This window comes from Laspinema palackyanum D2c, assembly GCF_025370875.1.
GTDB classification, from domain to species: Bacteria; Cyanobacteriota; Cyanobacteriia; order Cyanobacteriales; family Laspinemataceae; genus Laspinema; species Laspinema palackyanum.
Genome location: NZ_JAMXFD010000003.1, coordinates 249,485 through 270,955, shown reverse-complemented (window position 1 = coordinate 270,955; position 21,471 = coordinate 249,485). Strand labels below are relative to the sequence as shown.

Sequence of the window (21,471 nt, the reverse complement as noted above, 5' to 3'; positions counted from 1 at the left end):
TTACAAATATTCACAATAACTCAGAACTACCTCAAACAAAAGTTAGACCCATTTTCGGGAACTTTTGTGTCGGAGCAAACAACGGTTAATCGGAAACAAGTCCTAAACTAGAAATGTGACGGGTGGGGAATGGGGTAAACATGAAGACTCAGAGGGGGCAGAAAATTAGCAGGGCAGGATTGGCTCTGGGAGGGTTGGCGATCGCCGGGGCTTTGCTGGGACTGGACCAACCGGGGGACGGATGGCCTGGTTCAGGGCAACCCCACCTAGGGTTGGGGACCGTCTCAGTGGCGGCGATCGCAGCAACTCCCCTTGGCTTCTCCCGGGTTCCGAGTCGTCCAGATTCTCTCTGGGGTCAGAATAGGGGCGCGACTGTACAGCCCTTAAACACAGGCGGGTCTATCACTCCAGAGGATGACTACCCCAAGGAATTTACATTAATAAAAAAGCCCGTATTTTTCGACATAAACCCTTTAAAATTAAGGGAAATACTCCAAATTTTAACTTACTTTTTGCGGCCAGATTATGCATCAATTCCCGGGGAATTAATAGAGACTGCTGCAACGGCTCCTGCCCATTCCCACTCTCCCCCTTCTCAAGAGGCTTCTGAATCCTCCTTTCTAGTGGCAATTAACCCCTGGGGGACGGCCCAGAACCCCTATCAAATTGCCCTGTTGCTCTTCCTAAATACCACCGGAACTGTCCTGATGCTGCACTATATGAGTCTGAGAATGCAAACCCAGTTCAAAGCCCATATCACCGAGAAGGAAGCATTGCCAGTCGCCCCAGACGGATGGATGAGTCTACTCGATACCAACCCAGCCTTTAACTGTGCCATCAAACCCAATGGCACAGTTTTCTTTATGAACCAAGCCATGTTAACGCGAGTCGGTTATATTCGGGCGGAAGCATTGGGAATGAATTATATTAATACATTTATCCCCCCATCGGACCGGCCCTTGGTCTCGCAAACCTTGGAGCAACTCACCCAGGAAACCCAACCCCAACGAATCCAAACCCGTCTCCTCACAAAGGAGGGAGAAGAAATCTGGGTGGAGTGGTGTGTTCGGTCCGTGTACACAGGCGATCGCCCGAGGTTAGACTATTGGATCGCCACCGGAATCGAGATTGAAGACCCGAGTCGCGTCGAAGCCCACACTCGTCTATGGGAGAACATGACTCAGGCGGTGAGTGCAGCGCCAGATTTTGAATCCGCCTTAAAAGTCGCACTATGTAGCATGGGAGAAACCCTAGGATACTCTGCCGGGGAAGCCTGGGTTGTCAACCCCGAGGGAACCGCTTTAGACTGTTCTGGACTGTACTATGCTGCACCGGGAATCTCTTACTCCGCCCCTGGTAGTTGCTTGCGCTTAGAACTCAATCAGGGGTTACCCGGACGAGTCATGGCATCGGGAGAACTGGAATGGATTGCCGATCTCGCCGCAGAAGCCGAGACAGGGTTTCCTCGCTCTCACAGGGCGATCGCCTGTGGTTTCACCAGTGCCTTGGGAATTCCGATTTTGGCCGATCGCCTGGTCCTGGCGGTGTTGGTGTTTTTTCAGTCAAACCCAGGGAAACTGGATCGGCGAATGCTGCCGCGCATCTCCTCAATGGCGCTTCAAGTGGGGTCTGTCTTACATCGGTTACAGACCTTAAAGGCACTCCAGCAAGCCGAAGCCAACTATCGCAGTATTGTAGAAAATGCCGTAGAAGGAATTTTTCAGACCACCCCCGATGGACGGTATATGAGTGCGAATCCAGCTTTGGCAGCGCTCTATGGGTATGCTTCCCTCCCGGAATTGATGGCGGCGCTGTGCGATCGCTCCCATCAAATCTACGTTGATCCCCGCTGTCCAGAGGAGTTTATTCGCCTGTTACAGCAACAAGATGTGGTTACCGGATTTGAAGCCCAGGTTTATCGCGCTGATGGTAGTATGATTTGGATTTCTCAAAATGCTCGTGCGGTGCGCGATGCTCGGGATCAATTGATGTATTATGAAGGGTCCGTGGTGAATATAACCGATCGCAAATGGACAGAGGCGCAACTGAGATACAATGCGTCTCACGATGCACTCACCGGGTTGTGGAACCGAGGCTTTTTTATGGATCGGTTGGTCAAAGCCGTCTCCCGCGCTCAGAGTGAAGCGGATTATGAGTTTGCGGTCCTGTTCATGGATTTGGATGACTTCAAATTGGTGAATGATAGTTTAGGTCATTCCGTAGGCGATCGCCTGTTGATGGCGATCGCCGGACGACTGGAACAATGTTTAGGTCCTAACGATACCCTCGCCCGGTTTGGCGGGGATGAATTTACTTTATTGTTGGAAGATATTCCTCGGGTGGAAGATGCGATCGCCGTGGCGCACCAAGTCCACGAAACCTTGGGTCAGCCTTTTAATGCCGGAAGTTACGAGGTGTTTGCCTCAATCAGTATTGGCATCGTTCATAGTACCGCAGGCGATCGGCGTCAGCCTGATTTTTTGCGGGATGCGGATATCGCCATGTATCGCGCCAAAGCCCGGGAAAAAGGCGGATATGTGGTATTTGATGCTACCATGCGTGAGGAAGCTATCTTACGATTGGAGTTGGAAACCGATCTGCGCTGGGCGATCGAACGCGGCGAGTTTCAGATGTTTTATCAGCCCATTGTGAGGCTCACTACGGGAGAGATTAGTGGATTTGAAGCCTTGATTCGATGGCATCATCCCCGCAAAGGGTGGATTTCTCCCAATGTATTTATACCTGTGGCCGAGGAAACCGGCGCGATCGAACGCATCGGCGAATGGGCGCTGATTCAATCCTGTAACCAATTAAAAAGCTGGAAAAAGCAATTTCCCACCTATCCTTCCCTGAAAATGAGTGTGAATCTTTCTGGGAAGCAACTGACTCAGAAGTTGAGCGATCGCGTTGAGGAAATTCTCCAGGAAACCGGGGTCGATGGCTGGGATTTGAAATTAGAAATTACCGAAACAGCCCTAGTGGAAGACCCAGAAGGGGCGATCGCCATCCTCGATCGCCTAAAAGCCCTCGATATTCAGTTATGCATTGATGATTTTGGCACAGGTTACTCCTCTTTGAGTTATCTCCATCGCTTCCCTGTGGATGTTTTAAAAATAGACCGCTCTTTTGTCCATCAAATGTCCCACCTCAATGACGATTCAGAAATTGTCAGAACCATTGTCACCCTGGCGCATACCCTAGGACTGGATGTGATTGCAGAAGGCATTGAAACCCTAGATTCCATGCACGAACTCCAAATCCTCCGCTGTAAATATGGTCAGGGTTACTTTTTTTCTGAACCCGTTAACGGTGAGGCGGCGGCACTCTTATTAACCCAAGGTCAAGTGAGTGACCTAGAGGTGAGTTAATACCTAGGCGGGGGTTTGCACCCTCGGCTAGGCTTTTCACAAGTGCTTGGGACGCAGATTGAACCCGATACCCAGATCCACTTCAACATTAAACTCTTTGCCCTCAAGCTTTTCAGACATCGGCCAATTCCGAAGTTTTTTGGTTACAATAAATGCGAGCCTTTAGGGGAAATCTACGCAAGCGCGATCGCGCTTTTACTTGGGTGACATTCAATCTGATCACCCCCTCAAAAAAAAGCGAATTTAGCGAATAGTAACTTTTCCATGAAACTAACATTTTTCCATTTAAGCTCACCATTCAATTCTTTCATTTCCAGGAAACGCTTTTGGTATATTGTGCCTTTTTTATGTTCTTTGGGAATCGCATTATTCCCCTCAGTGACTGCCGCTAGGGATGCTCAGTTTTCTATCGTTCCCTCCGGGATATCCTTATCCCATCAGGTCACTCAATTACAGGATAAAAAACCTGCCATCAGCCAAGGAAGTTCCCCGAGTGATTTTGCCCAATCTGTTACAGCAATTGAGCAACAATGGGAAACTGTATTTGAAGATTATTTTGGCAGAAATTTATCGGAAGTTACCCTAAGTGGGGCAGAAATTGGCGAAGCGTTGGCTGGCGTCGAACAAAAAACGGGTCAAAAGTCGGCGGTAATTTACATGATTCCCCGTGAGGATAAACTTGAACTGTTGTTAGTCACTGCGGATGGAGGAGTGACGGGTCGGACGATCGCTGAAACCAATCAGGAGATGCTGATAGAAACGGCACAACAATTACGGCAGCGCATGACTAGCCCTAGCCGAAGAAGTACCCGGTCCTATCTGCCTCAAGCGCAACAGATTTATACTTGGACGATCGCCCCTTTGCGTGATGAATTGCAGTCCCGAGGAATCGAAAATCTGTTGTTATGTGTCGGGCCCGGGTTGCGATCGGTCCCCTTTGCTGCCTTACATGATGGGGAAAAATTTTTGGTGGAACAATACAGTCTCGCCCTAATTCCCGCCTTTAATATGATTGACTTGAATCCCAGTGAACTGGCGAATACAGAAGTTTTGGCAATGGGGGCGTCCCTATTTAAAAACCTCTCTCCCCTGCCTGCGGTCCCGGTGGAACTCTCTCAAATTGCCCGTTATCTGTGGCCGGGAGAGGTTTTTCTCAATGAAGATTTTACCCAGGAAAACTTGCACTTGCAATTGCAAGAATCCCGCTATGGAATCGTTCACCTCGCCACTCACGCTGATTTTAAGGAGGGAAACCCGGCTCAATCTTATATTCAATTGTGGGATAGTCAACTCACTTTGGATGATATACAACAGTTGGAACTCGATCAAGCAGCGATCGGATTATTGGTGTTGAGTGCTTGTAAGACGGCTGTCGGCAGCCAAGATGCCGAAAAGGGATTTGCCGGATTAGCGATTCAAAGCGGCGTCCCTTCTGCCTTAGCGAGTTTATGGTATGTGAGTGACCTCGGGACTCTAGCACTGATGTCCGAGTTTTACAATACGTTCAAAACCGACGACGCCAACTCGCGATCGCTCCTCAAGGCAGAAGCGCTGCGAGAGGCACAACTGGCGATGTTGCGAGGAGAAGTGCGCCTAGAAGACGGCAACCTCGTCAGCGATCGCGGGGTGCTTCCTCTCCCCGGAGAATTAGGGGAATTGACGGGGGAAAATTTAGCTCACCCTTACTTTTGGGCCGGGTTTACCTTAATTGGCAGTCCCTGGTAAGAAGCTGTTGCCGCTGGCGATCGCTTTTCTGGAGAAGGATAAAACTCAAGAAAGGCGATCGCGGCTTCAGTTGATTTCACTGATCCCTTGACAGGAACACCCAACCCAGAAACATCGAGCAACTGTTGAAGCGATCGGCGGCTCTTTTAAATTCTGACCCATTGAATTTCCGAATATAATCGCTGTAAATTTATGAGTCCATCTGGGCGATCGGTGTAATTTTATTGGATTGCAATCACGCAATCAATAGGCGTTGAAGGTAGGCTTAGACTGACCCATTAGAAATCATATACCGAACCTGACTTTAATCCGGTTCATTCCATCAGGGGTCATCAATTTTGCCAAACCCCATCCAAACATCCTACAATTATCCCATTGCCAGTGATTTTTATAACTCGGGTTTTGCATCCCATCCAAAAAATCGATGAAAATGTTTATTCCAGGTCGTCTTTGTTTATTTGGAGAACACAGTGATTGGGCCGGGGGGTACCGAAGTATCAATCCTGCTCTCCACAAAGGATACACCCTCAGCGTCGGCACCAATCAAGGTCTTTATGCCCAAGTCAAACCCCATCCCACCCATCTGATTCTTCACTCCTGTCTCACCGATGGCACTCGTAAAGAATTGTTACAAATTCCGATGGAACGAGAACAATTGCTGGCCGAAGCCAAAAAGGGTGGGTTTTTTAGTTACGCCGCAGGAGTCGCCTATCAAGCCTTGACACTTTATCAGGTCCAAGGCATAGAAATTGATAACTATAAAACCGATTTACCCATTCAAAAAGGATTAGCCTCAAGTGCAGCTATCTCCGTCCTCGTCGCTCGTTGTTTCAATCAGTTGTACCAATTAAAATTAACCCTTCGCGGTGAAATGGAGTTAGCCTATCACGGGGAAATTACCACCCCATCTCGCTGTGGTCGCCTCGACCAAAGTTGTGCCTACGGAAACCGGCCCGTGATGATGATGTTTGATGGACAACATATTAATATTATAGAACTGAAAACTGACAAAAACTTATTTTTTGTAGTCGTGGATTTAGCCGCTTCCAAAAATACCCATGAAATTCTCAGTATTCTCAATCAATGCTATCCTTTTGCCACCAATGAAATTAAGCAAAGCGTTCATAAATATTTAGGAGAGATTAGCGCCAGAATTACCCAGGAAGCCGCCACAGCCCTAGAACAGGGTGATGCCGAATCCCTCGGGGCCTTAATGAAGCAAGCCCAAACCGAATTTGACCGCTATTTAATTCGGGCCTGTCCCTCCCAATTAACCGCCCCGGTCCTGCATTCGCTTCTCAAACATCCTCCCCTGCAACCCTTAATTTTGGGCGGAAAAGGCGTCGGTTCTCAAGGAGATGGTACGGCACAATTTATTGTGAAAAATCAAGAAAATCAACAGCGCGTGATTGAACTAATTAAACGAGATTTCCCGCAAATGCAATGTCTAAAACTGATGATTTCATCCTCGGCTGCTGAAATCACAGAATAAGAGACTGATGGCCTTTTTTCCACCTTTTTAATATGAAAAACTCAACTCATCCCCTTCGCAAAGCAATTATTCCAGCCGCAGGATTTGGCACACGCCTGTTTCCAGCCACCAAAGCTGTCAAAAAAGAATTATTACCCATTATCGATCGCCAAGGTCGAGTTAAACCCACGATTTTAGCCATTGTAGAAGAAGCTATCACTGCCGGAATCGAAGAGGTGGCTATTATCATCCAACCGGGGGATGCTCCAATTTTTGAAAGTTTTTTTAAAACCCCTTTAAACCCAATTCATTATAACAAACTTTCCCCAGAGAATCAAGCCTATAGTCATTATTTACAAGACTTAGGCCAGAAAATTACCCTGTTAATTCAGGAAGTTCAGGAAGGCTATGGTCATGCGGTATCTTGCGCCAAAGACTGGGTAAATCAGGAACCGTTCCTGCTATTTTTAGGGGATCATGTTTATTTATCGGATACCGATGTTTCTTGTGCCCACCAACTGGTGGAGGTTTACAACCGCCTCGGAAAAAGTACCGTTGCCCTCACCGTCACCCCTGGGGAAGAAATTTATCACTGTGGTTGCGTGACGGGAAATTGGCAAGATAACGAGGAAATTTTGTCCCTCACCGAAGTCTGCGAAAAGCCGGATTTAGACTATGCCAGGAAATACTTAAAGGTAGCAGGATTAACAGGCGATCGCTTCTTAACCGTTTTCGGAATTTACGCCCTGACCCCCACAATATTTGACTATCTCGAAGCCAATATCCGCAATAATCTCCGAGAAAAAGGAGAATATCAGCTTACCACCTGCCTAGAACAAGTGCGTCAATCTGAAGGAATGTATGGCTATCAAATCAAGGGACGGTGTTTCGATACCGGAATGCCCGATGCCTATTATCAAACATTCATCGATTTTCGCCAGGGATAAAACGAGTGCTGAATCAACCTCAGCCTGATTGACATTTGATACCATAGAGGCGAACCCTAGCAAAATTGACAAAACTCCCATGAGAAAACTTGGCTTTGGATTGATATGGATTGGACTAATTATTTATGCATTTGGATTTGCACCCCCGGATAACCCCACCGCCACCTTTAACTTAATTAAAAACCTAGTAACTGGAGAATGGGAGGGAATCAACCCTCTGATTATTGCCCTGTTTAATATCATGGGAGTATGGCCATTCATCTATAGCGCCGTGCTATTTTTAGATGGAAAAGGTCAAAAAGTTCCGGCATGGCCGTTTGTCACTTTTTCCTTTGGAGTCGGCGCATTTGCCTTGTTACCCTATCTCGCCTTGCGCCAGCCTAACCCCACCTTTTCCGGGGAGAAAAATTGGTTTTTAAAAGCAATAGACTCGCGAATTTTCGGGGCGATCGCCGCCTTATCCGCCCTCATTTTAGTTGGATATGGCATCACCCAGGGAAATTGGACCGATTACTTTTACCAATGGCAAACCAGCCGATTTATTCACGTCATGACCTTAGACTTTTGCCTGCTGTGCCTCCTCTTTCCCACCATCCTCGGGGACGACATGGCGCGACGCGGTTTAAACAGTCCCGTGATATTTTGGATAGTCGCCTTAATTCCTCTATTAGGACCGGCATTTTATTTAGCCTTACGTCCCCCCATCCGAGTTAGTGGGGAAGGGGTCCCGATGAATACTCCTGTCACTCAGGAATAGTACAGTAGGGGCAGAATCAATTCGGCCGCGATTCCAGGCGATCGCCTCCCAAAAAACACAAAAGGCGCGATCGCCGCGCCTCCTGTTACTTATCCCAATTAGGACTCCCAGTCGGGACAGTCTCCATCGGCTTCCCAGCCATAGGGATGCATCCCACAAACCAGTACATTGCCCCCGTAAACCTGTCCGTGATAGTTTTTACAGCCGATACAGGCTGAATATTTTTCCGCTGTGGGTTCCACGGATGACACAAACCCATCCATGTCCGTTGGAAATTCATCTAGTCCTAAATACAGGTCAAAAAATGGATCAACTAACTCTTCAAAATATTGGTCGAATTCGGTGAAAATCGTCGTTTGTAATTCTTCTGCGAATTCTTCAGACAGTTCCATAATATCTGAAGAAACCCTTCCCAAAATATCGACGAATTCCTCGACCTCTTCCGTCACTTCTTGAACAAAGCGATCCACTTCTTGTCCCGCTGTCTCTAACATTTTGAAAAATTCTTTCGGCCAATCTTCCATAACCCTTTGCCTAATGATTTCCGGAAGCAATCTCTATTCGTTCTGGAGTCGCCGTAGTTCATCCTGTAACGATTGTACCTGATCGCGCAGGTTATTCACCTCCGGAGGTTTCTCCGGGGTGGGTTCTTCATCGTCTTCTAAGATTTCAATGCGACGGGGTTCTCGTGGCGTTGTCGGTTCAGATTGGGGCTGCTTGATTTGCTGCTGGCCCTGTTTCATCATGTCTTCGACGAAGCGACGCGCTTCTTCGGTGCTCATTTCGCCCCGCGCGACCATTTCATCGGCCAGTTTTTGGGCTTTTTCACGCACTTCGGCTAGTCTTCCGGTGGCTTGTTCGCCTGCATAAGATGCGATTCCCACTCCCAGATAAAATGCCTTTTGTACTATATCACCGAAACCAGGCATAGGCAGTATTGCTCCTTAGTCGCTGAGGTTACTGCTTCTAGGATAAGGCTAATAGAGGCGGAGTGACCACCAAAAAGCGGGACTAAAAAAAGTGACCCGGATACCACGCCTGTCACAAGCATCCCGTATTGCTGCTACCTTCCGGTCCTGACAAGATTTGGGCGTTATGACCGCATGGGTCCAGGTCATTTACAACTATATCATTGTGGTCCGACTCTTGTCTAGGGGGTGGCAGAATATTTTTAAAACTTCTGGTTTCGGCGCGTTATTCCACGACAATACACCACTCATAGAGGTCGTACTTGACGCAGCCATGTTTTACGAGAGGGTCAGAAGCGACGATCTGCTGGGCTTCCTCCATTGACTCGGCTTCAAACAGTAGCATTCCGCCTCCGCGTCGTTGCCAATAGCCGGTTTTGGCATGATGTCCTTTGGCAATTAAATCTTCGACGTAGGCTTTATGGGCAGGAACGTGGCGATCGAAGGTGGGTTTATCGACGGTTCCTTCTTCTATTTTGACAAACCAGGGCATTGGAGGTCGCTGTCAGGGGTTAGGGGTTAAATGGGATTGGCCTGGGACTCGTAAGAGTGCAGGTCTTCGCAAATTTTAGCATCAAATGGGCTACTGGTTCGGGTTGCCTTAAGAACAGGGGTTGAGGAGGGTGGGAGTTATGGAATGGGGGATTGACCGATCGCCCAATAACTGGCAACCCTGACGCACTAAATCATCCAGTTCCAGGTTCCAAACGATCGCCGTCCCATCGTCACTGGTGGAGGCTAATTCTCCCCCTTCTGAAGACCAAGATACATGGGTGATGGCTTGTTGATGTCCGCGTAAGGGCGTAAGGAAGCTGCCGTCTCGGTTCCAGAGGTTAATCTTCCCATCAGCAGTTCCCGTGGCAAGGGTTTGAGAATCGGGGTGGAAATTGAGGCTGGTGACGGAACTGGAATGGTGGAGAATACTTAATAATTTACCATCGCTTTCTCGCCAGAGTCTGACGGTGCCATCATCACTGGCGGAGGCTAATAATTGACCATCGGGACTGAAGCGAATGGCAACGACGCGATCGCCATGTCCTTCTAAGATATGAATCAATTTACCATCCCTAATTCTGCGGAGGAATATCCGGCGATCGCCACTGGCAGAGGCGAGGGTTTTGCCGTTGGGTGAAAACCTCACGGATAAAACTTGATCCTGATGTCCTCTCCAAGTTTGCAGCAATTTTCCATCTTTGACCCGCCAAATTTTCACGGTCTTTTCTTCTGCGGTGGCGATCGCCTCTGCTTTGGGACTAAAACTCACATCGGTGATGGGACTGGAATGAGGGAGGGTCAGGGGTAATTTTTCCCCGGTTGTTGTCCAGAATTGCAGGGGATGATGACGGGTTGCCACTGCGATGATTTGGCGGTTAGGACTGATAGCAATGCGGTGAATTGGACCCGGAATATCGGGTAAATTCCGGGCGAGGGTGCGATCGCCATTCCACAGGGTAACAGTATGAGGGGTAGCCGTGACCAGACCCTGACTGTTGGGGGTAAATTCCAGGGCGATCGCTGGGTGAGGATGGAGGAGGCGATCGGGTTCCACTAAACCATAGATCGCCTGATGCAGTCCTAGGGCTACCCGGAACTGAGTTGCTGAGTTGACCCCAATGAATGCCTTGAGTTGTTGGGCGGCTTCCAGGCTTTCTATCAGGGCCAATTCCCGTTGATTTTCAGCAATTAGGGCTTGAGAGAGTAAAGCCATGCCGTTGAGTTTAGTATGGGTTTCGTCAATGGATTTGTTGACCCAAAACACGCCAATGAGAAAGGCAAAAATTGCAATCAATGCGCCGCCCGTCCCTGTCATACGTCGGGCTAGATTTTCCTGATATTGTCGGAGTTTTGCTTCGCTGATTTTGCGACGATTTTGTTCTTGGGTGAGTTCTTCTAATAATTCTTTTTCTCGGTAAAGTTGCTGAATTTGGGCTTGAGTTTGTTCGGCATTTTTGCGAAATTCGGTTAATTCAGATTCTTGACTGGCGGCTAAGAATTGATAATCGCGATCGCTCAAATTTTTCCCTTTGGCCCAGTCTCGGGCATCTTGTAGGGCTTTTCCTCGGAGTAAGCGGGAAGTATCCTGGCAGTCGGACCCTAACCAGGCTTCTAAGGCTTCAGCATAAGGACGCAAATCAAACAGGCATTTTTCCACCCAATTGGGATTAAAAATGGCGGCATAAATGGGATTGCTAACGATTAATTTTCCATCTTTGAATCGGACTAACCCAGAGAGGCGTAATTCGGTTTGTTCGGGACTATCATCGGCGGGAATTGCTTCTAATTGTAAGAGTTGTTGATAGCATCCTAGTAAACGGCTGGCCCGTTGGGGGTTTCTCAGGAGGCGATCGCGAACGGTTCGCAGATGTGCCGGTTCGTCCCGAGATTCCCAATTGTGAATGATTTCGGTTTTAATGAACCGTTCCATCCATTCGGTTTCATTCCCTAACTGGGGTAAAAATTCGGGGCTAATTTTTCCGGTTTCCCGGACCAATTGACATAATTTTTGAGTTAAAAAGGGTTGTCCTCCGGTCCAATGGAGAATCTGGTGGAGGACCTCTTGGGGATTAGCCACGGTATCAGTTAATCCAGCGACTAGCGGCTGGATTTCATCGTGTTGAAAGCCCGATAAATCAATCCCATGACCGATATTAAAGGGGGTACGAGTGCGATCGCTAATTAAATCCGAGGGGGTGGCAACTCCCAAGAGGGCAAAAGTCAGGCGATCGTAATTGGGATTCTGCGATCGCTTATTATAACAAGACCGAATCAAGGCAAAAAAGTCTTCCAAAGATTCATTAACACTCAAAACACTATCAATTTCATCAATAAAAATGACAATCCGTTGAGAAACTTGCCGCAATAAAACCGTTTCAATCAGTTCCCCCAAGCGATGAACTGGAGAAATAGACTCTCGGTCCTGCCACCAGGTCATAAACTCCAACGCATCTAATAAATTAAAATTGCTAGTGAGTTTATAGGCCACGCCTCCATACCATTGTTCGAGAGAAATCTGTTTGCTGCCAATATCAGAAATATCAATCGTGGCACAGGCAACTCCGTCAGCAGTTAGACGATGTACCGTTCGCACCAGCAAGCTAGATTTTCCCATTTGGCGAGAATTAAGAATGTAACAAAACTCGCTAGATTTTAATTTTTCATATAATTCATGGTCTGCTTTTCGCATCACATAAGTGGGGGAAAATTCCGGTAGGCTTCCTCCCACTTGATACTGATAGGCTGTATGGGTCATAGTAATTAGGCTGGGGGTAAGTTGAGGTTAACGTCAAAGCACTATAAGTTTACTAAGTGGTTCTGCTCCTAATTCCACCTATTCTACCTTAGCTTTTGAACTCATGAATAAAATTGCTTGACTTTGCCATTACTTTAGTCGAATAGGGCTAACTCAAAAAATCAGTTTTTCAGAGAGTAACTCGGCTTATTCAAGCAGAACATTCGGTTTGAGGCTAATCAGGGTCAATTTTGAATCTCTACAGGATTTGAAGAAATAGGGGTTGAATGCCTTCTCTTTATTTCCATCCCCTCCGGACATTGAAACTGATCTTCTTCAAAGATAGGCTGAAATCCGGGTTCCAGAATGTGTGGGTAAGTGCTTCTACACAAAACAGAGTGAAGAATGAGATCCGTCTCGTCCTCATCGGGATCTGTACTTGGATTTGGTACAGTCCAAAGCATCCCTAAATAGCTGGGGAAAGCGTATTGTTTGGGAGAGGGAGAGAAAATACGGTCAAGAAATCCTCCTCTTAATGCCATTTTATCAGGTTGAAGAGAGATAGCATAGTGAAATACAGACTGCTCGGCAAGTTGAATAGAATAACGATAGTTATTTAGGCCTGAAGGAATGCGAATGTTTAACTGCTCTAAAGACCTGGCAAAGGTGTTGTTTCTCAGAAAATAAGATTCTTGCTTCCAGTTGATTTCTTGTATTATATGTAAAGAAGGCGCTCTTTTAGCGTTGTCGGCAACGGAAAAGAAAGAGGGCGATGCGATTATTGCCAAAACCAATAAAACACTAAAAATTATAATTATATCCACATAATAAAAATAGAATATTTTGTGTTTACGCTTATTTCTTTTGTTCATTATTAAGCCTCCATATTTTTAATCTGGTAACCAATAAGCGAATTACAGTTTTGGGATTTATAAAAGTCAGACATTCTAATAATGTAGCTCCAAATACTCAAGAATTCTCAGGTAAACTGGGTTAATTTCCGGGATAGAAGGGAAGCGTTAAAAGGCTCACTTCCATCGAGGTGAAACCTTTTAAATCAATGGCGATCGCCTAGTTAAACCCGGGTTTTAACCTCCTCTATGAACGGGTCAAGACAAGTGCTTGACTTTGCCGTTACTCTGTTGGGAGACGAGCGATCGCACGCCGAGGTGGCAGGGATATGAGGCGGGTCTGGGATGATTTCCTTGCCCTCTCTACCCGTTTTTAGGGCCATAGTCAGATAGGTTTGAGTGAGTAAAACAGGACTTATCCGATTCCTGGGTTAATTCAATTGGACCATGCCATCGGGACATTGAAAATCACCGTTATGAGAACGAGGCTGGAAACCTTCTTTGAGCAAATAGGGATAGGTGCTTTGACACAAGATAGAAACCGTTAGCCATTGGCTTTGAGGTTTGTCAGAATCAGCATTTTGATTATGTTTTACCCAAACAATACCTAAGTAGCTAGGTATCCCATATTCTTTGCCTCGGCGAGGTAAAATTCCCCAAATTTTGGGTTTGGGTTGAAATACCTCCGGGTGAAGAGATATCCCATAGTGAAAGGCAGCATTATCTAACCCTTTGATAGAATAGCGATAGTTTTGTGTTTCAGGACGAATCGAAATTCCTAAATCATTTACAGATTCTCCAAAATTATTATGCTCCAAAAAGTAAGCTTGTTGACCCCGATTCATCGCCCCTAAGTTATTGCGAGATTCGACAGATTTGGCTCGATTCACATGAAAAGGATCCGGAGAGCCGGGAGTATTTAAGGAAATTCCGATGAATGCCAACAGGATTAATAATCCCAATCCTTTACCCCATTTTAAATCATTCTTTTTAGACATCTGTTCACTCACTCATGATTGGGTCTCAGGAAATTGCAAAATTCAGATAAAAAAAGGAAAATAGGTCAGAGAATTAGGGGTGAATTGGCCCCTAATTATACTGAATTTAACCCAGGTTTTGGACTTGTCAAGACAAGTGCTTAACTTTGCCGTTACTCTGTTGGGAAACGAGCGATCGCACGCCGTCTAAAGTGGCTGGAATATTACGCGGGTCGGTGATAATTCCCTTGCCTTCTCCCCCCATTTTGAGGGACATATCCAGATAGGTTTGAGCGAGTAAAAATTGCATTGCTTCGGTGGCGTAGGGGTCAAATTCCAGGGTTTTGGCGAGGGTGGAGATTGCTTCAGCAGTGCCTTTAGCATTCAGCACTTGTTGCTGTTGTTGCGCTTCCGCTTGCAAAAGTGCTGCTTGCTGTCTTGCTTTTGCTTGTAAAATCCGGGCCTCTGCTTCCCCTTTGGCATTATTAATCGCGGCTTCTCGTTGTCCTTCAGAGGTGAGAATTGCGGCTTGTTTTTTCCGTTCCGATGACATCTGCAATTCCATCGCTTCTCGCACGGATAGGGATGGAATGATATCCCGCAATTCAACTCGGGTTACTTTGATTCCCCAGGGTTCTGTGGCAATATCGAGTTGCTGTAATAGCAATTCATTGACTTCAGTGCGGGCCATGAAGGTCTGTTCTAGTTTTAATTTGCTGATTTCTGACCGAATTAGAGTAGTGACCAAAGTTACCACAGCAGACTGGAGATTTTTGACTTTGTAATAGGCTTTTTCAATGTTTAATATCCGCCAATAGACGACTGCATCTACACTAATGGAAACGTTATCGCGGGTCATGCAGGTTTGAGGAGGAATATTCAGAAATTGTTCGCGAGTGGTTTCTTGATAGGCAACTTGATCCAGGAACGGAACCATAAAATTGAGTCCGGGTTGGAGTTTCTTGCCGTCATATTTGCCAAGGGTTTCCACTAAGGCTTCATCCCCTTGTTTGATAATTTTGACGCTACCGGCTAAGGAGATTCCGGTTACCGCGAGAAAGGTTAAAAATAAGGATTCGTACATGATAAAACTCCTGATAGGGTGGGTGAACTGAACAGAGAAATGGAATGTATAGAACCTAAGAGTGAAAAAGCTGGTGGGGAACGACGATGAGGGTGTTGCCTTCGCAGCGTAAGACGTACACTTTTTGATTGGCTGCGATCGCCAAGTCAGGATCATCACATTGTGCGGACCAGGAACTGCCTTCATAGATCACGCGCCCGACTTCCCCGGGTAAGATAGCGGATAAGGTTTTGGCTTCGGTTGCATCCTGGACGGCGATCGCGCCTCTACTTTTCACGAATATGGGACGCAACCACAGAACCGAAACCAGTGACAATCCCACCCAATAGGCAATTTGCCAATCCAACTCCGGTACCATCATCGAATGCCATACGATCGCCCCCATAATCAGGGCTGTAATTCCCATGATTAAGGAGATCGCCTTATATTTATGACCGAAATATTTTCGGACTAACACCTCGATCGCACAAAAACTCACTCCCGTTCCCCCCCAGAATAGGGGCATCCACCAGGTAGGCGGACTCACAGGCATCGGCAACAAGGAATAGACGCTAGTCATTGCAGTCTGTATCGGCATGGTTAGGAATGCGACTACAGAAAAATCGGTTACCACTGGAACTACCTCCCAACTCGATTTGCTTTCTTTCTCATTACATCCTGGGACGGACTGAGATCCAGACTGAGTTGTTTGAGTTCCCTTCGAGTTTCTGGCGATCGTCAGCTTATGCTCAATCATCAGGAAACTCAATCGCTTCTGTGCTGTCAGCATTACATCTGACTGAGTTCGATTCCACGATGGGTTCGGCTAGTCGAATGGCACCGGGAGAGTTGGCAATGCAGACAACTGACTTTAAAAACTCGAAACCTTCTACTGCTTCTCCATCATTATCTGAACTAAAGGTCGGAGAAAAATAGACTCCGGCTATATAGCTTTTAGTTCTCTCGTTAGGCGCAATTGCATAACTAATAACTCGGTCTGAATACCCTTGCATTTCATAAATATAATTGGTCTCCGGTAATGGTAAACGATACCATTCAAAATATTCTGAGAGTTCTCTTATGGACTCTGGAAATCTTTTATGCTCTTCATAATAAAAATGAGAAGAGCTATTTAACCAAAACAGATAGGATTTACTGGTTCTCTCTTGCCATGACTCAACATTTCTCATGTGAAAATATTCAGAAGTGGGAAGCCAGCAAATCAAAATCAACAAAGATGGAATCAAGAAACTTGTTATTTTGGCAATTTTGTAATTTTGATTATTTTTAATCTTTTTAAAAATATGCCGATTGCTACTCCTAAAACTCATAAATAATAAAGTGAATAATATCAAATTGAACGTCATAAAACCTAGAAATGGAGGGCCATAATTATCTGGATTTTTAAGCATTTGCCAACTCCAACTCAGGCTGAAGCTAAAAAAAGCGTTTGTCAGTATTAAAGCCGACGATGAAACTGAGCGAGTTACTGCAAAAACTCCCAACGCAAATAAGATAGCCGCAACAGCAATGAACGTAACGAGATCGTTAAACATTTTTCATCCTTGAGATAATTACCTGGACAGTCAAAACTTTTGGTATCTAATTGTAGAGAATCCTTCCACATAGGGGCATCCACCAGGTGGGCGGACTCACAGGCATCGGCAACAAGGAATAGACGCTAGTCATTGCAGTCTGTATCGGCATGGTTAGTAATGCGACTACAGAAAAATCGGTTACCATCGGAACTTCCTCCTAACTCGATTTGCTTTCTTTCTCATTACATCCTGGGACGGACTGAGATCCAGACTGAGTTGTTTGAGTTCCCTTAGAGTTTCTATCGACTTAAGTTTTATCTTAAACTCACAAATCCCGCTTTCCGAATTAATTCTTGACCCTGTTCGGTTAACAAAAATTTGGCATAAGTCTCCCCCGCTTGTTGGTCAATTTGGCCATTTTCTTTAACCACAACCACCAATCGCCGACTCCAGGGATATTCCCCACTTCTAAATACCTCTAAATTCACTTCATTGCGCCTTTGAGGACATTCCGACAGGGGAACAAAGGGCAATTTATAAGGTGCAACAAAATTATTAGAAGTCCGTCCCACGGCTAAGGGTTTTACCATGCACTGAGACACAAGTAAGGGTGCAGAAGCCCAATAAATTCCCCCAGGATTTGAGCCAACTCCCCTTAATGCTTCGGTGGTTGTGGAGGTTAAAATGACACTCGGGTGAGAATCTCGGTCGATTTTGCCGTAGGGTTGAATTCTCAAATCCGGTCCGCCCACTTGATTCCAATTAGTAATTTTTCCCGCATAAATCGCATCAAATTGATCCATCGTGATTCCGGGAATATCTAAAGAGGGATGGACCACGATCGCAATCCCATCAATGGCGACGGGAATTTCTTTCAGGCTAAACCCTCTATCCCTCGCTTTTTGATATTCGGCATCGGAAACTGGTCTCGCCGACATCGCAAAGGTGAGTTGATTATCTAATAACATTTGAATCCCGGTTCCTGAACTCGGTGCACCTCTAGCTGGGTCAGTATAGCGGAGTTGAAACTGCGGCCAAACGGTTTGAATGGCCGGGTCTACGGCGACCCGAATTGATACCCAAGTGCTACTCCCCCCGTGACTAAATAATCCCCTCGGAACATTCTGAACTTCGGCTAAAGTTTCGGGGTTAGAGTCCCCTCCAGGATTAACGATTCCCTCGGACGGGGGGGGATTTTCTGAGTCCGTCAATAATCTTCGGGCCCCGTCTAACTCTTCCCTCAGCCACCAGACAGAGGCACCCATCAAACCTAGGGCAATTACTAGGGCTATAATTAGTGTGGTTGTTTCTTTTTTTGCAGACATTGATTCCTAATCCACCCATTTTTTTTGGTTTATTATATCAGAAAAACCCGGGATAATTGACCCCTGTATGTTTAAATTTCGTTAAGATTTTATCCCAGGAGGTCGGAATCACCGTCTAGCATAGAGCGAGAAATGACTTTAATTGTCACCTTGAACACCGGATCCCGACTGACTTTATGATTGGTTGAATACATTCTGCTGGGGTAAGCCTAGAAAAGCTCGAATTAAATTGGCGGTTTCTTGATGAGATTGCCAACTGGAACTCACTCCATCTAAAGCGAGAAATCTCCCATTTTTTAAAAATAAAACAATCTGAAAGTCTAGGGGAATATCTCCGTCCCAACTGCGAGATTCGATTAAAACATCCCGGATTTCTGCGAGGGAATATTCGATCCGTTGAGAAGAAATCGCCCGATGGTACTTGAGAATGAGGCGATCGCACTGTTTATCCAAGGTACAAGTGACCACGGGTCCCCAGCAAACTAGCGCAAAATTTCCAATCCCGATCGCCAACAATAACAATAACGGTATCCACCACAGATGAAAAATCCAGGTTAACAAAGAACCGACTGCCAACAACAGAAACGGCAGTCCGAGGATCAAACTACTGGCAATCAGCCAGACGAAATAAGGGCGATGTCGGAGTTTGAGTTGTGTGGGGGTTTTTTCAACAACAATCATCGGATTAACTTGTGCTTTCATCTCCCAGAGGGCAATATCCTCCCGGGGTTTACATTCTTCCATTCTAGGGATTCCCTCTCCGAGTACCTGACTGAGTTATTTGACACTTCATCGAATTCTCATCGACTTTGGGAACGCTGCCGTTTAAAATCAGGATGGTGTCTTCCGGTTTTCGCCATTATGCCCCGATCGCTTAAAGTCCGTCCTTCTTGTATTTCTACCCTCAAATCTTCGTTATTACGGCATGGGTTTCCCAGTCAAAAAATCCTGGCGGAAGAGTTGGGGTTTGCCCAATCTACGGTGAGTAATTTCCTGAATGGTAAACCTGTAGATTTTGCCAATTTTATAGAAATCTGTCGGGTTTTGGCGCGAGAATGGCGGGATATTGCCGATTTTGAGGAGAACCCTTTACCCTCGACCGAATCCCCGCAGTCTTGGAAAATTTTAATCAGCGATCGCACCCCTTCTTCCTCCCTCTCTCTCCAATTTTACCAGGCTTTGAGTACGGCAGGTCATGAGGTGATTCTACCCCAAGCGACCCTGAACACAACCTCTTCCCTGCAAGACTATACACTCCCCCTTGACTCCTTTGATTATTTACTTTTACTCTTATCTCCTAACCGATTAGAAAGCGAATTAGTCTGGGAACAAGTCCGACAAGGGAGGGAGTTGCAGAGGATGACGCCGCCAAAACTGGCAATATTACCGATTTATATTAACCTAAAATCTACCCCAGCGATTCCCTTTGAATTGCAGCATTTATTAGAGGGAATTCAGCCCTGGCAGTGGCGGCATGACGGGGATACAAACGCGATGGTTTCTGACTTAATTGAATTATTAGCCGAAGGGCGCATCGCTTTGGGTTCTGGCTATCCTTGGGCGGTTCAAGGATTACCTCTCACTCAGAATCGGTCATCCGAGGCAACTCCGGAGATTCCGCTTCCTATTGCCCCTCCGGAATTGCCCGAAGGACAGGTAGAAATTGCGTCTCAGTTTTATATTGAACGTCCTCCGATTGAATCCCGCTGTTATGAAACCATCACCCAACCGGGGGCATTAATCCGCATTAAAGCCCCGCGACAGATGGGCAAAACATCTTTAATGGCCCGGATTCTCCATCATGCAGAACGAGAGGGTTCGCAAGCTGTGGCGGTGAGTTTGCAGCTTGCCGATCGCCGGGTATTTAGCAGTTTAAATACATTCTTACAGTGGTTTTATGCCAGCGTTAGCTTGGAGTTGGACCGATTAGATTTAGACCGATTGGCAAAGTATTCTCAGTTAGCGGATGCGATCGGCAGTAACCAAAGTTGCAAAGCCTATTTTGAGCAATATTTACTCCCGGAACTCAACGGTCCTTTGACCCTGGGATTAGATGAAGTCGATCGCCTGTTTGAATTTCCCGAGATTGCCGATGACTTTTTTGGCTTATTGCGATCGCTACATGAAGAAGCGAAACGGCGGGATATTTGGAAACAGTTCCGCTTGATTGTCGTATATTCCAGCGAAGTGTACATTCCCTTAGATGTCAACAAATCCCCCTTTAATGTCGGATTGCCGATTGAATTACCCGAATTTACTCCCGCCCAAGTCACGGAATTAGCCCAACGACATCATCTGAATTGGCATAGCAATCAGGTGGAGAAATTAATGGAATTAGTCGGAGGACATCCCTATTTAGTGCGATTAGCCCTTTATCATATTGCCCGGGAAGATGTCACCCTGACTCAATTGGTGCAAGAATCCCCGACGGAAACAGGATTGTATGGCGATCACTTACGTCGGCATTTGTGGAATTTAGAAAAATATCCGCCTCTCACCCAAGCCATGAAAGCAGTGGTTTCCCAGGTGGATCCGGTCCGGTTGCCTGCGGAACAGGGGTTTAAATTACAGAGTATGGGATTAGTTAAAATGACCGGCAATGATTGCACTCCCAGATGTCGGTTATATGCCGAGTATTTTGGCGATCGCCTTAAAGATTAGAACTTATTGGGAATCTGGGAAAACGGGGACGGCGATCGGCTATTCTGGATGCCAACGCTTTCAGTTAAACCGCCCATGTCTTTTTCTTACTCTCGCACAATTCGCTTTGGAGATACCGATGCTGCTGGGGTCGTCTATTTTGCCAATCTTCTCTCCATCTGCCATGAAGCGTATGAGGCATCCCTGATGGCGACGGGGATAGAGTTGCGAACTTTTTTTAATAACCCCGAGGCTGCTATTCCGATTGTTCATGCCAGTATTGACTTTTTTCGGCCCCTGTTTTGTGGGGATGAAGTGGCGATCGCCCTCACGCCTCACGCCCTCAGTGGCGATCGCTTTGAAATTACCTACTTGATCCGGGCTGTCTCAATGCCTACAGAACGCCCCCTGGCAAAAGCGCGAACTGAGCACGTTTCCATTGATCCCCAACTCCGAACCCGCCAACCCCTGCCTCCAGAAATGATTCACTGGATCGAGAGTTGGTCCGACTGAGGGGAAAATTTTCAAAATTTTACAAAAATTTGTAAATCTTAATACTGTTTTAATCAAAGTTTAATATTATAACTATATCACAATAACAACACCGTGGAC

At 46.3% G+C, this 21,471-nt stretch carries 19 protein-coding genes and 1 other RNA gene; 7 read left to right on the top strand and 13 right to left on the bottom strand.

Features of this window, described 5'->3' with window-relative positions:
• The first annotated feature begins 140 nt into the window (after window positions 1-140).
• The 5 genes from NG795_RS06285 to NG795_RS06265 all read left to right on the top strand — a co-directional run bounded on the left by NG795_RS06285 (window position 141) and on the right by NG795_RS06265 (window position 8,268).
• Complete coding sequence (locus tag NG795_RS06285) at window positions 141-3,368, top strand: sensor domain-containing protein (protein WP_367287804.1); 3,228 nt, start codon at window positions 141-143, stop codon at window positions 3,366-3,368.
• Between the two features lie 264 nt (window positions 3,369-3,632).
• Window positions 3,633-5,093 (top strand): CHAT domain-containing protein, encoded by a 1,461-nt coding sequence (locus NG795_RS06280; RefSeq protein ID WP_367287803.1) that lies wholly within the window; start codon window positions 3,633-3,635, stop codon window positions 5,091-5,093.
• A gap of 424 nt (window positions 5,094-5,517) precedes the next feature.
• On the top strand, window positions 5,518-6,585 hold the full coding sequence (locus NG795_RS06275) for a mevalonate kinase family protein (RefSeq protein WP_367287802.1): 1,068 nt from the start codon (window positions 5,518-5,520) through the stop codon (window positions 6,583-6,585).
• 32 nt (window positions 6,586-6,617) lie between these two features.
• Window positions 6,618-7,511: a sugar phosphate nucleotidyltransferase gene (locus tag NG795_RS06270; protein ID WP_367287801.1), complete on the top strand. Its 894-nt coding sequence runs from the start codon at window positions 6,618-6,620 to the stop codon at window positions 7,509-7,511.
• A gap of 79 nt (window positions 7,512-7,590) precedes the next feature.
• On the top strand, window positions 7,591-8,268 hold the full coding sequence (locus NG795_RS06265; protein WP_367287800.1) for a DUF2834 domain-containing protein: 678 nt from the start codon (window positions 7,591-7,593) through the stop codon (window positions 8,266-8,268).
• Between the two features lie 98 nt (window positions 8,269-8,366).
• On the opposite strand, the gene NG795_RS06260 is transcribed toward NG795_RS06265, so the two are convergent.
• The 13 genes from NG795_RS06260 to NG795_RS06200 all read right to left on the bottom strand — a co-directional run bounded on the left by NG795_RS06260 (window position 8,367) and on the right by NG795_RS06200 (window position 18,963).
• Window positions 8,367-8,792, bottom strand: a complete 426-nt coding sequence (locus NG795_RS06260; RefSeq protein ID WP_367287799.1) for a hypothetical protein — start codon at window positions 8,790-8,792, stop codon at window positions 8,367-8,369.
• 33 nt (window positions 8,793-8,825) lie between these two features.
• Window positions 8,826-9,197 carry a phasin family protein gene (locus NG795_RS06255; RefSeq protein WP_367287798.1) on the bottom strand — a complete coding sequence of 124 codons (372 nt, stop codon included), beginning with the start codon at window positions 9,195-9,197 and terminating at the stop codon, window positions 8,826-8,828.
• Window positions 9,198-9,287: 90 nt separating this feature from the next.
• An RNA gene (ffs, locus tag NG795_RS06250) (signal recognition particle sRNA small type) lies at window positions 9,288-9,384 on the bottom strand.
• Between the two features lie 78 nt (window positions 9,385-9,462).
• Complete coding sequence (locus NG795_RS06245; protein ID WP_367287797.1) at window positions 9,463-9,729, bottom strand: YciI family protein; 267 nt, start codon at window positions 9,727-9,729, stop codon at window positions 9,463-9,465.
• A gap of 108 nt (window positions 9,730-9,837) precedes the next feature.
• Window positions 9,838-12,486, bottom strand: coding sequence for an AAA-like domain-containing protein (locus NG795_RS06240; RefSeq protein WP_367287796.1), 2,649 nt, complete (start codon window positions 12,484-12,486; stop codon window positions 9,838-9,840).
• A gap of 224 nt (window positions 12,487-12,710) precedes the next feature.
• A complete protein-coding gene (locus NG795_RS06235; RefSeq protein WP_367287795.1) occupies window positions 12,711-13,337 on the bottom strand; it encodes a type IV pilin-like G/H family protein in 627 nt (208 codons plus the stop codon).
• A gap of 410 nt (window positions 13,338-13,747) precedes the next feature.
• Window positions 13,748-14,314 carry a type IV pilin-like G/H family protein gene (locus tag NG795_RS06230; RefSeq protein WP_367287794.1) on the bottom strand — a complete coding sequence of 189 codons (567 nt, stop codon included), beginning with the start codon at window positions 14,312-14,314 and terminating at the stop codon, window positions 13,748-13,750.
• Window positions 14,315-14,441: 127 nt separating this feature from the next.
• Window positions 14,442-15,377 carry an SPFH domain-containing protein gene (locus NG795_RS06225; protein WP_367287793.1) on the bottom strand — a complete coding sequence of 312 codons (936 nt, stop codon included), beginning with the start codon at window positions 15,375-15,377 and terminating at the stop codon, window positions 14,442-14,444.
• A 55-nt stretch (window positions 15,378-15,432) separates the two neighbouring features.
• Complete coding sequence (locus NG795_RS06220) at window positions 15,433-15,990, bottom strand: NfeD family protein (RefSeq protein ID WP_367287792.1); 558 nt, start codon at window positions 15,988-15,990, stop codon at window positions 15,433-15,435.
• Window positions 15,991-16,105: 115 nt separating this feature from the next.
• Window positions 16,106-16,912: a type IV pilin-like G/H family protein gene (locus NG795_RS06215; protein ID WP_367287791.1), complete on the bottom strand. Its 807-nt coding sequence runs from the start codon at window positions 16,910-16,912 to the stop codon at window positions 16,106-16,108.
• A gap of 46 nt (window positions 16,913-16,958) precedes the next feature.
• Complete coding sequence (locus tag NG795_RS06210; RefSeq protein ID WP_367287790.1) at window positions 16,959-17,099, bottom strand: hypothetical protein; 141 nt, start codon at window positions 17,097-17,099, stop codon at window positions 16,959-16,961.
• Window positions 17,100-17,208: 109 nt separating this feature from the next.
• On the bottom strand, window positions 17,209-18,219 hold the full coding sequence (locus NG795_RS06205; RefSeq protein WP_367287789.1) for a PstS family phosphate ABC transporter substrate-binding protein: 1,011 nt from the start codon (window positions 18,217-18,219) through the stop codon (window positions 17,209-17,211).
• A 174-nt stretch (window positions 18,220-18,393) separates the two neighbouring features.
• Complete coding sequence (locus NG795_RS06200; protein WP_367287788.1) at window positions 18,394-18,963, bottom strand: hypothetical protein; 570 nt, start codon at window positions 18,961-18,963, stop codon at window positions 18,394-18,396.
• Between the two features lie 117 nt (window positions 18,964-19,080).
• On the opposite strand from NG795_RS06200, the gene NG795_RS06195 reads away from it, so the two are divergent.
• Window positions 19,081-20,880 carry an AAA-like domain-containing protein gene (locus NG795_RS06195; protein WP_367287787.1) on the top strand — a complete coding sequence of 600 codons (1,800 nt, stop codon included), beginning with the start codon at window positions 19,081-19,083 and terminating at the stop codon, window positions 20,878-20,880.
• A 75-nt stretch (window positions 20,881-20,955) separates the two neighbouring features.
• Window positions 20,956-21,372 carry an acyl-CoA thioesterase gene (locus NG795_RS06190; protein WP_367287786.1) on the top strand — a complete coding sequence of 139 codons (417 nt, stop codon included), beginning with the start codon at window positions 20,956-20,958 and terminating at the stop codon, window positions 21,370-21,372.
• The last annotated feature ends 99 nt before the right edge of the window (window positions 21,373-21,471 follow it).

What these genes read in the sequence shown, in the direction of transcription:
- NG795_RS06260 (WP_367287799.1), bottom strand. Translation starts at nt 8,792, where the DNA reads ATGGAAGATTGGCCGAAAGAATTTTTCAAAATGTTAGAGACAGCGGGA.
- NG795_RS06195 (WP_367287787.1), top strand. Translation starts at nt 19,081, where the DNA reads ATGCCCCGATCGCTTAAAGTCCGTCCTTCTTGTATTTCTACCCTCAAA.
- NG795_RS06200 (WP_367287788.1), bottom strand. Translation starts at nt 18,963, where the DNA reads ATGGAAGAATGTAAACCCCGGGAGGATATTGCCCTCTGGGAGATGAAA.
- NG795_RS06235 (WP_367287795.1), bottom strand. Translation starts at nt 13,337, where the DNA reads ATGAACAAAAGAAATAAGCGTAAACACAAAATATTCTATTTTTATTAT.
- NG795_RS06215 (WP_367287791.1), bottom strand. Translation starts at nt 16,912, where the DNA reads ATGTTTAACGATCTCGTTACGTTCATTGCTGTTGCGGCTATCTTATTT.
- NG795_RS06265 (WP_367287800.1), top strand. Translation starts at nt 7,591, where the DNA reads ATGAGAAAACTTGGCTTTGGATTGATATGGATTGGACTAATTATTTAT.
- NG795_RS06210 (WP_367287790.1), bottom strand. Translation starts at nt 17,099, where the DNA reads ATGGTAACCGATTTTTCTGTAGTCGCATTACTAACCATGCCGATACAG.
- NG795_RS06285 (WP_367287804.1), top strand. Translation starts at nt 141, where the DNA reads ATGAAGACTCAGAGGGGGCAGAAAATTAGCAGGGCAGGATTGGCTCTG.
- NG795_RS06230 (WP_367287794.1), bottom strand. Translation starts at nt 14,314, where the DNA reads ATGTCTAAAAAGAATGATTTAAAATGGGGTAAAGGATTGGGATTATTA.
- NG795_RS06190 (WP_367287786.1), top strand. Translation starts at nt 20,956, where the DNA reads ATGTCTTTTTCTTACTCTCGCACAATTCGCTTTGGAGATACCGATGCT.
- NG795_RS06270 (WP_367287801.1), top strand. Translation starts at nt 6,618, where the DNA reads ATGAAAAACTCAACTCATCCCCTTCGCAAAGCAATTATTCCAGCCGCA.
- NG795_RS06275 (WP_367287802.1), top strand. Translation starts at nt 5,518, where the DNA reads ATGAAAATGTTTATTCCAGGTCGTCTTTGTTTATTTGGAGAACACAGT.
- NG795_RS06205 (WP_367287789.1), bottom strand. Translation starts at nt 18,219, where the DNA reads ATGTCTGCAAAAAAAGAAACAACCACACTAATTATAGCCCTAGTAATT.
- NG795_RS06240 (WP_367287796.1), bottom strand. Translation starts at nt 12,486, where the DNA reads ATGACCCATACAGCCTATCAGTATCAAGTGGGAGGAAGCCTACCGGAA.
- NG795_RS06225 (WP_367287793.1), bottom strand. Translation starts at nt 15,377, where the DNA reads ATGTACGAATCCTTATTTTTAACCTTTCTCGCGGTAACCGGAATCTCC.
- NG795_RS06245 (WP_367287797.1), bottom strand. Translation starts at nt 9,729, where the DNA reads ATGCCCTGGTTTGTCAAAATAGAAGAAGGAACCGTCGATAAACCCACC.
- NG795_RS06280 (WP_367287803.1), top strand. Translation starts at nt 3,633, where the DNA reads ATGAAACTAACATTTTTCCATTTAAGCTCACCATTCAATTCTTTCATT.
- NG795_RS06255 (WP_367287798.1), bottom strand. Translation starts at nt 9,197, where the DNA reads ATGCCTGGTTTCGGTGATATAGTACAAAAGGCATTTTATCTGGGAGTG.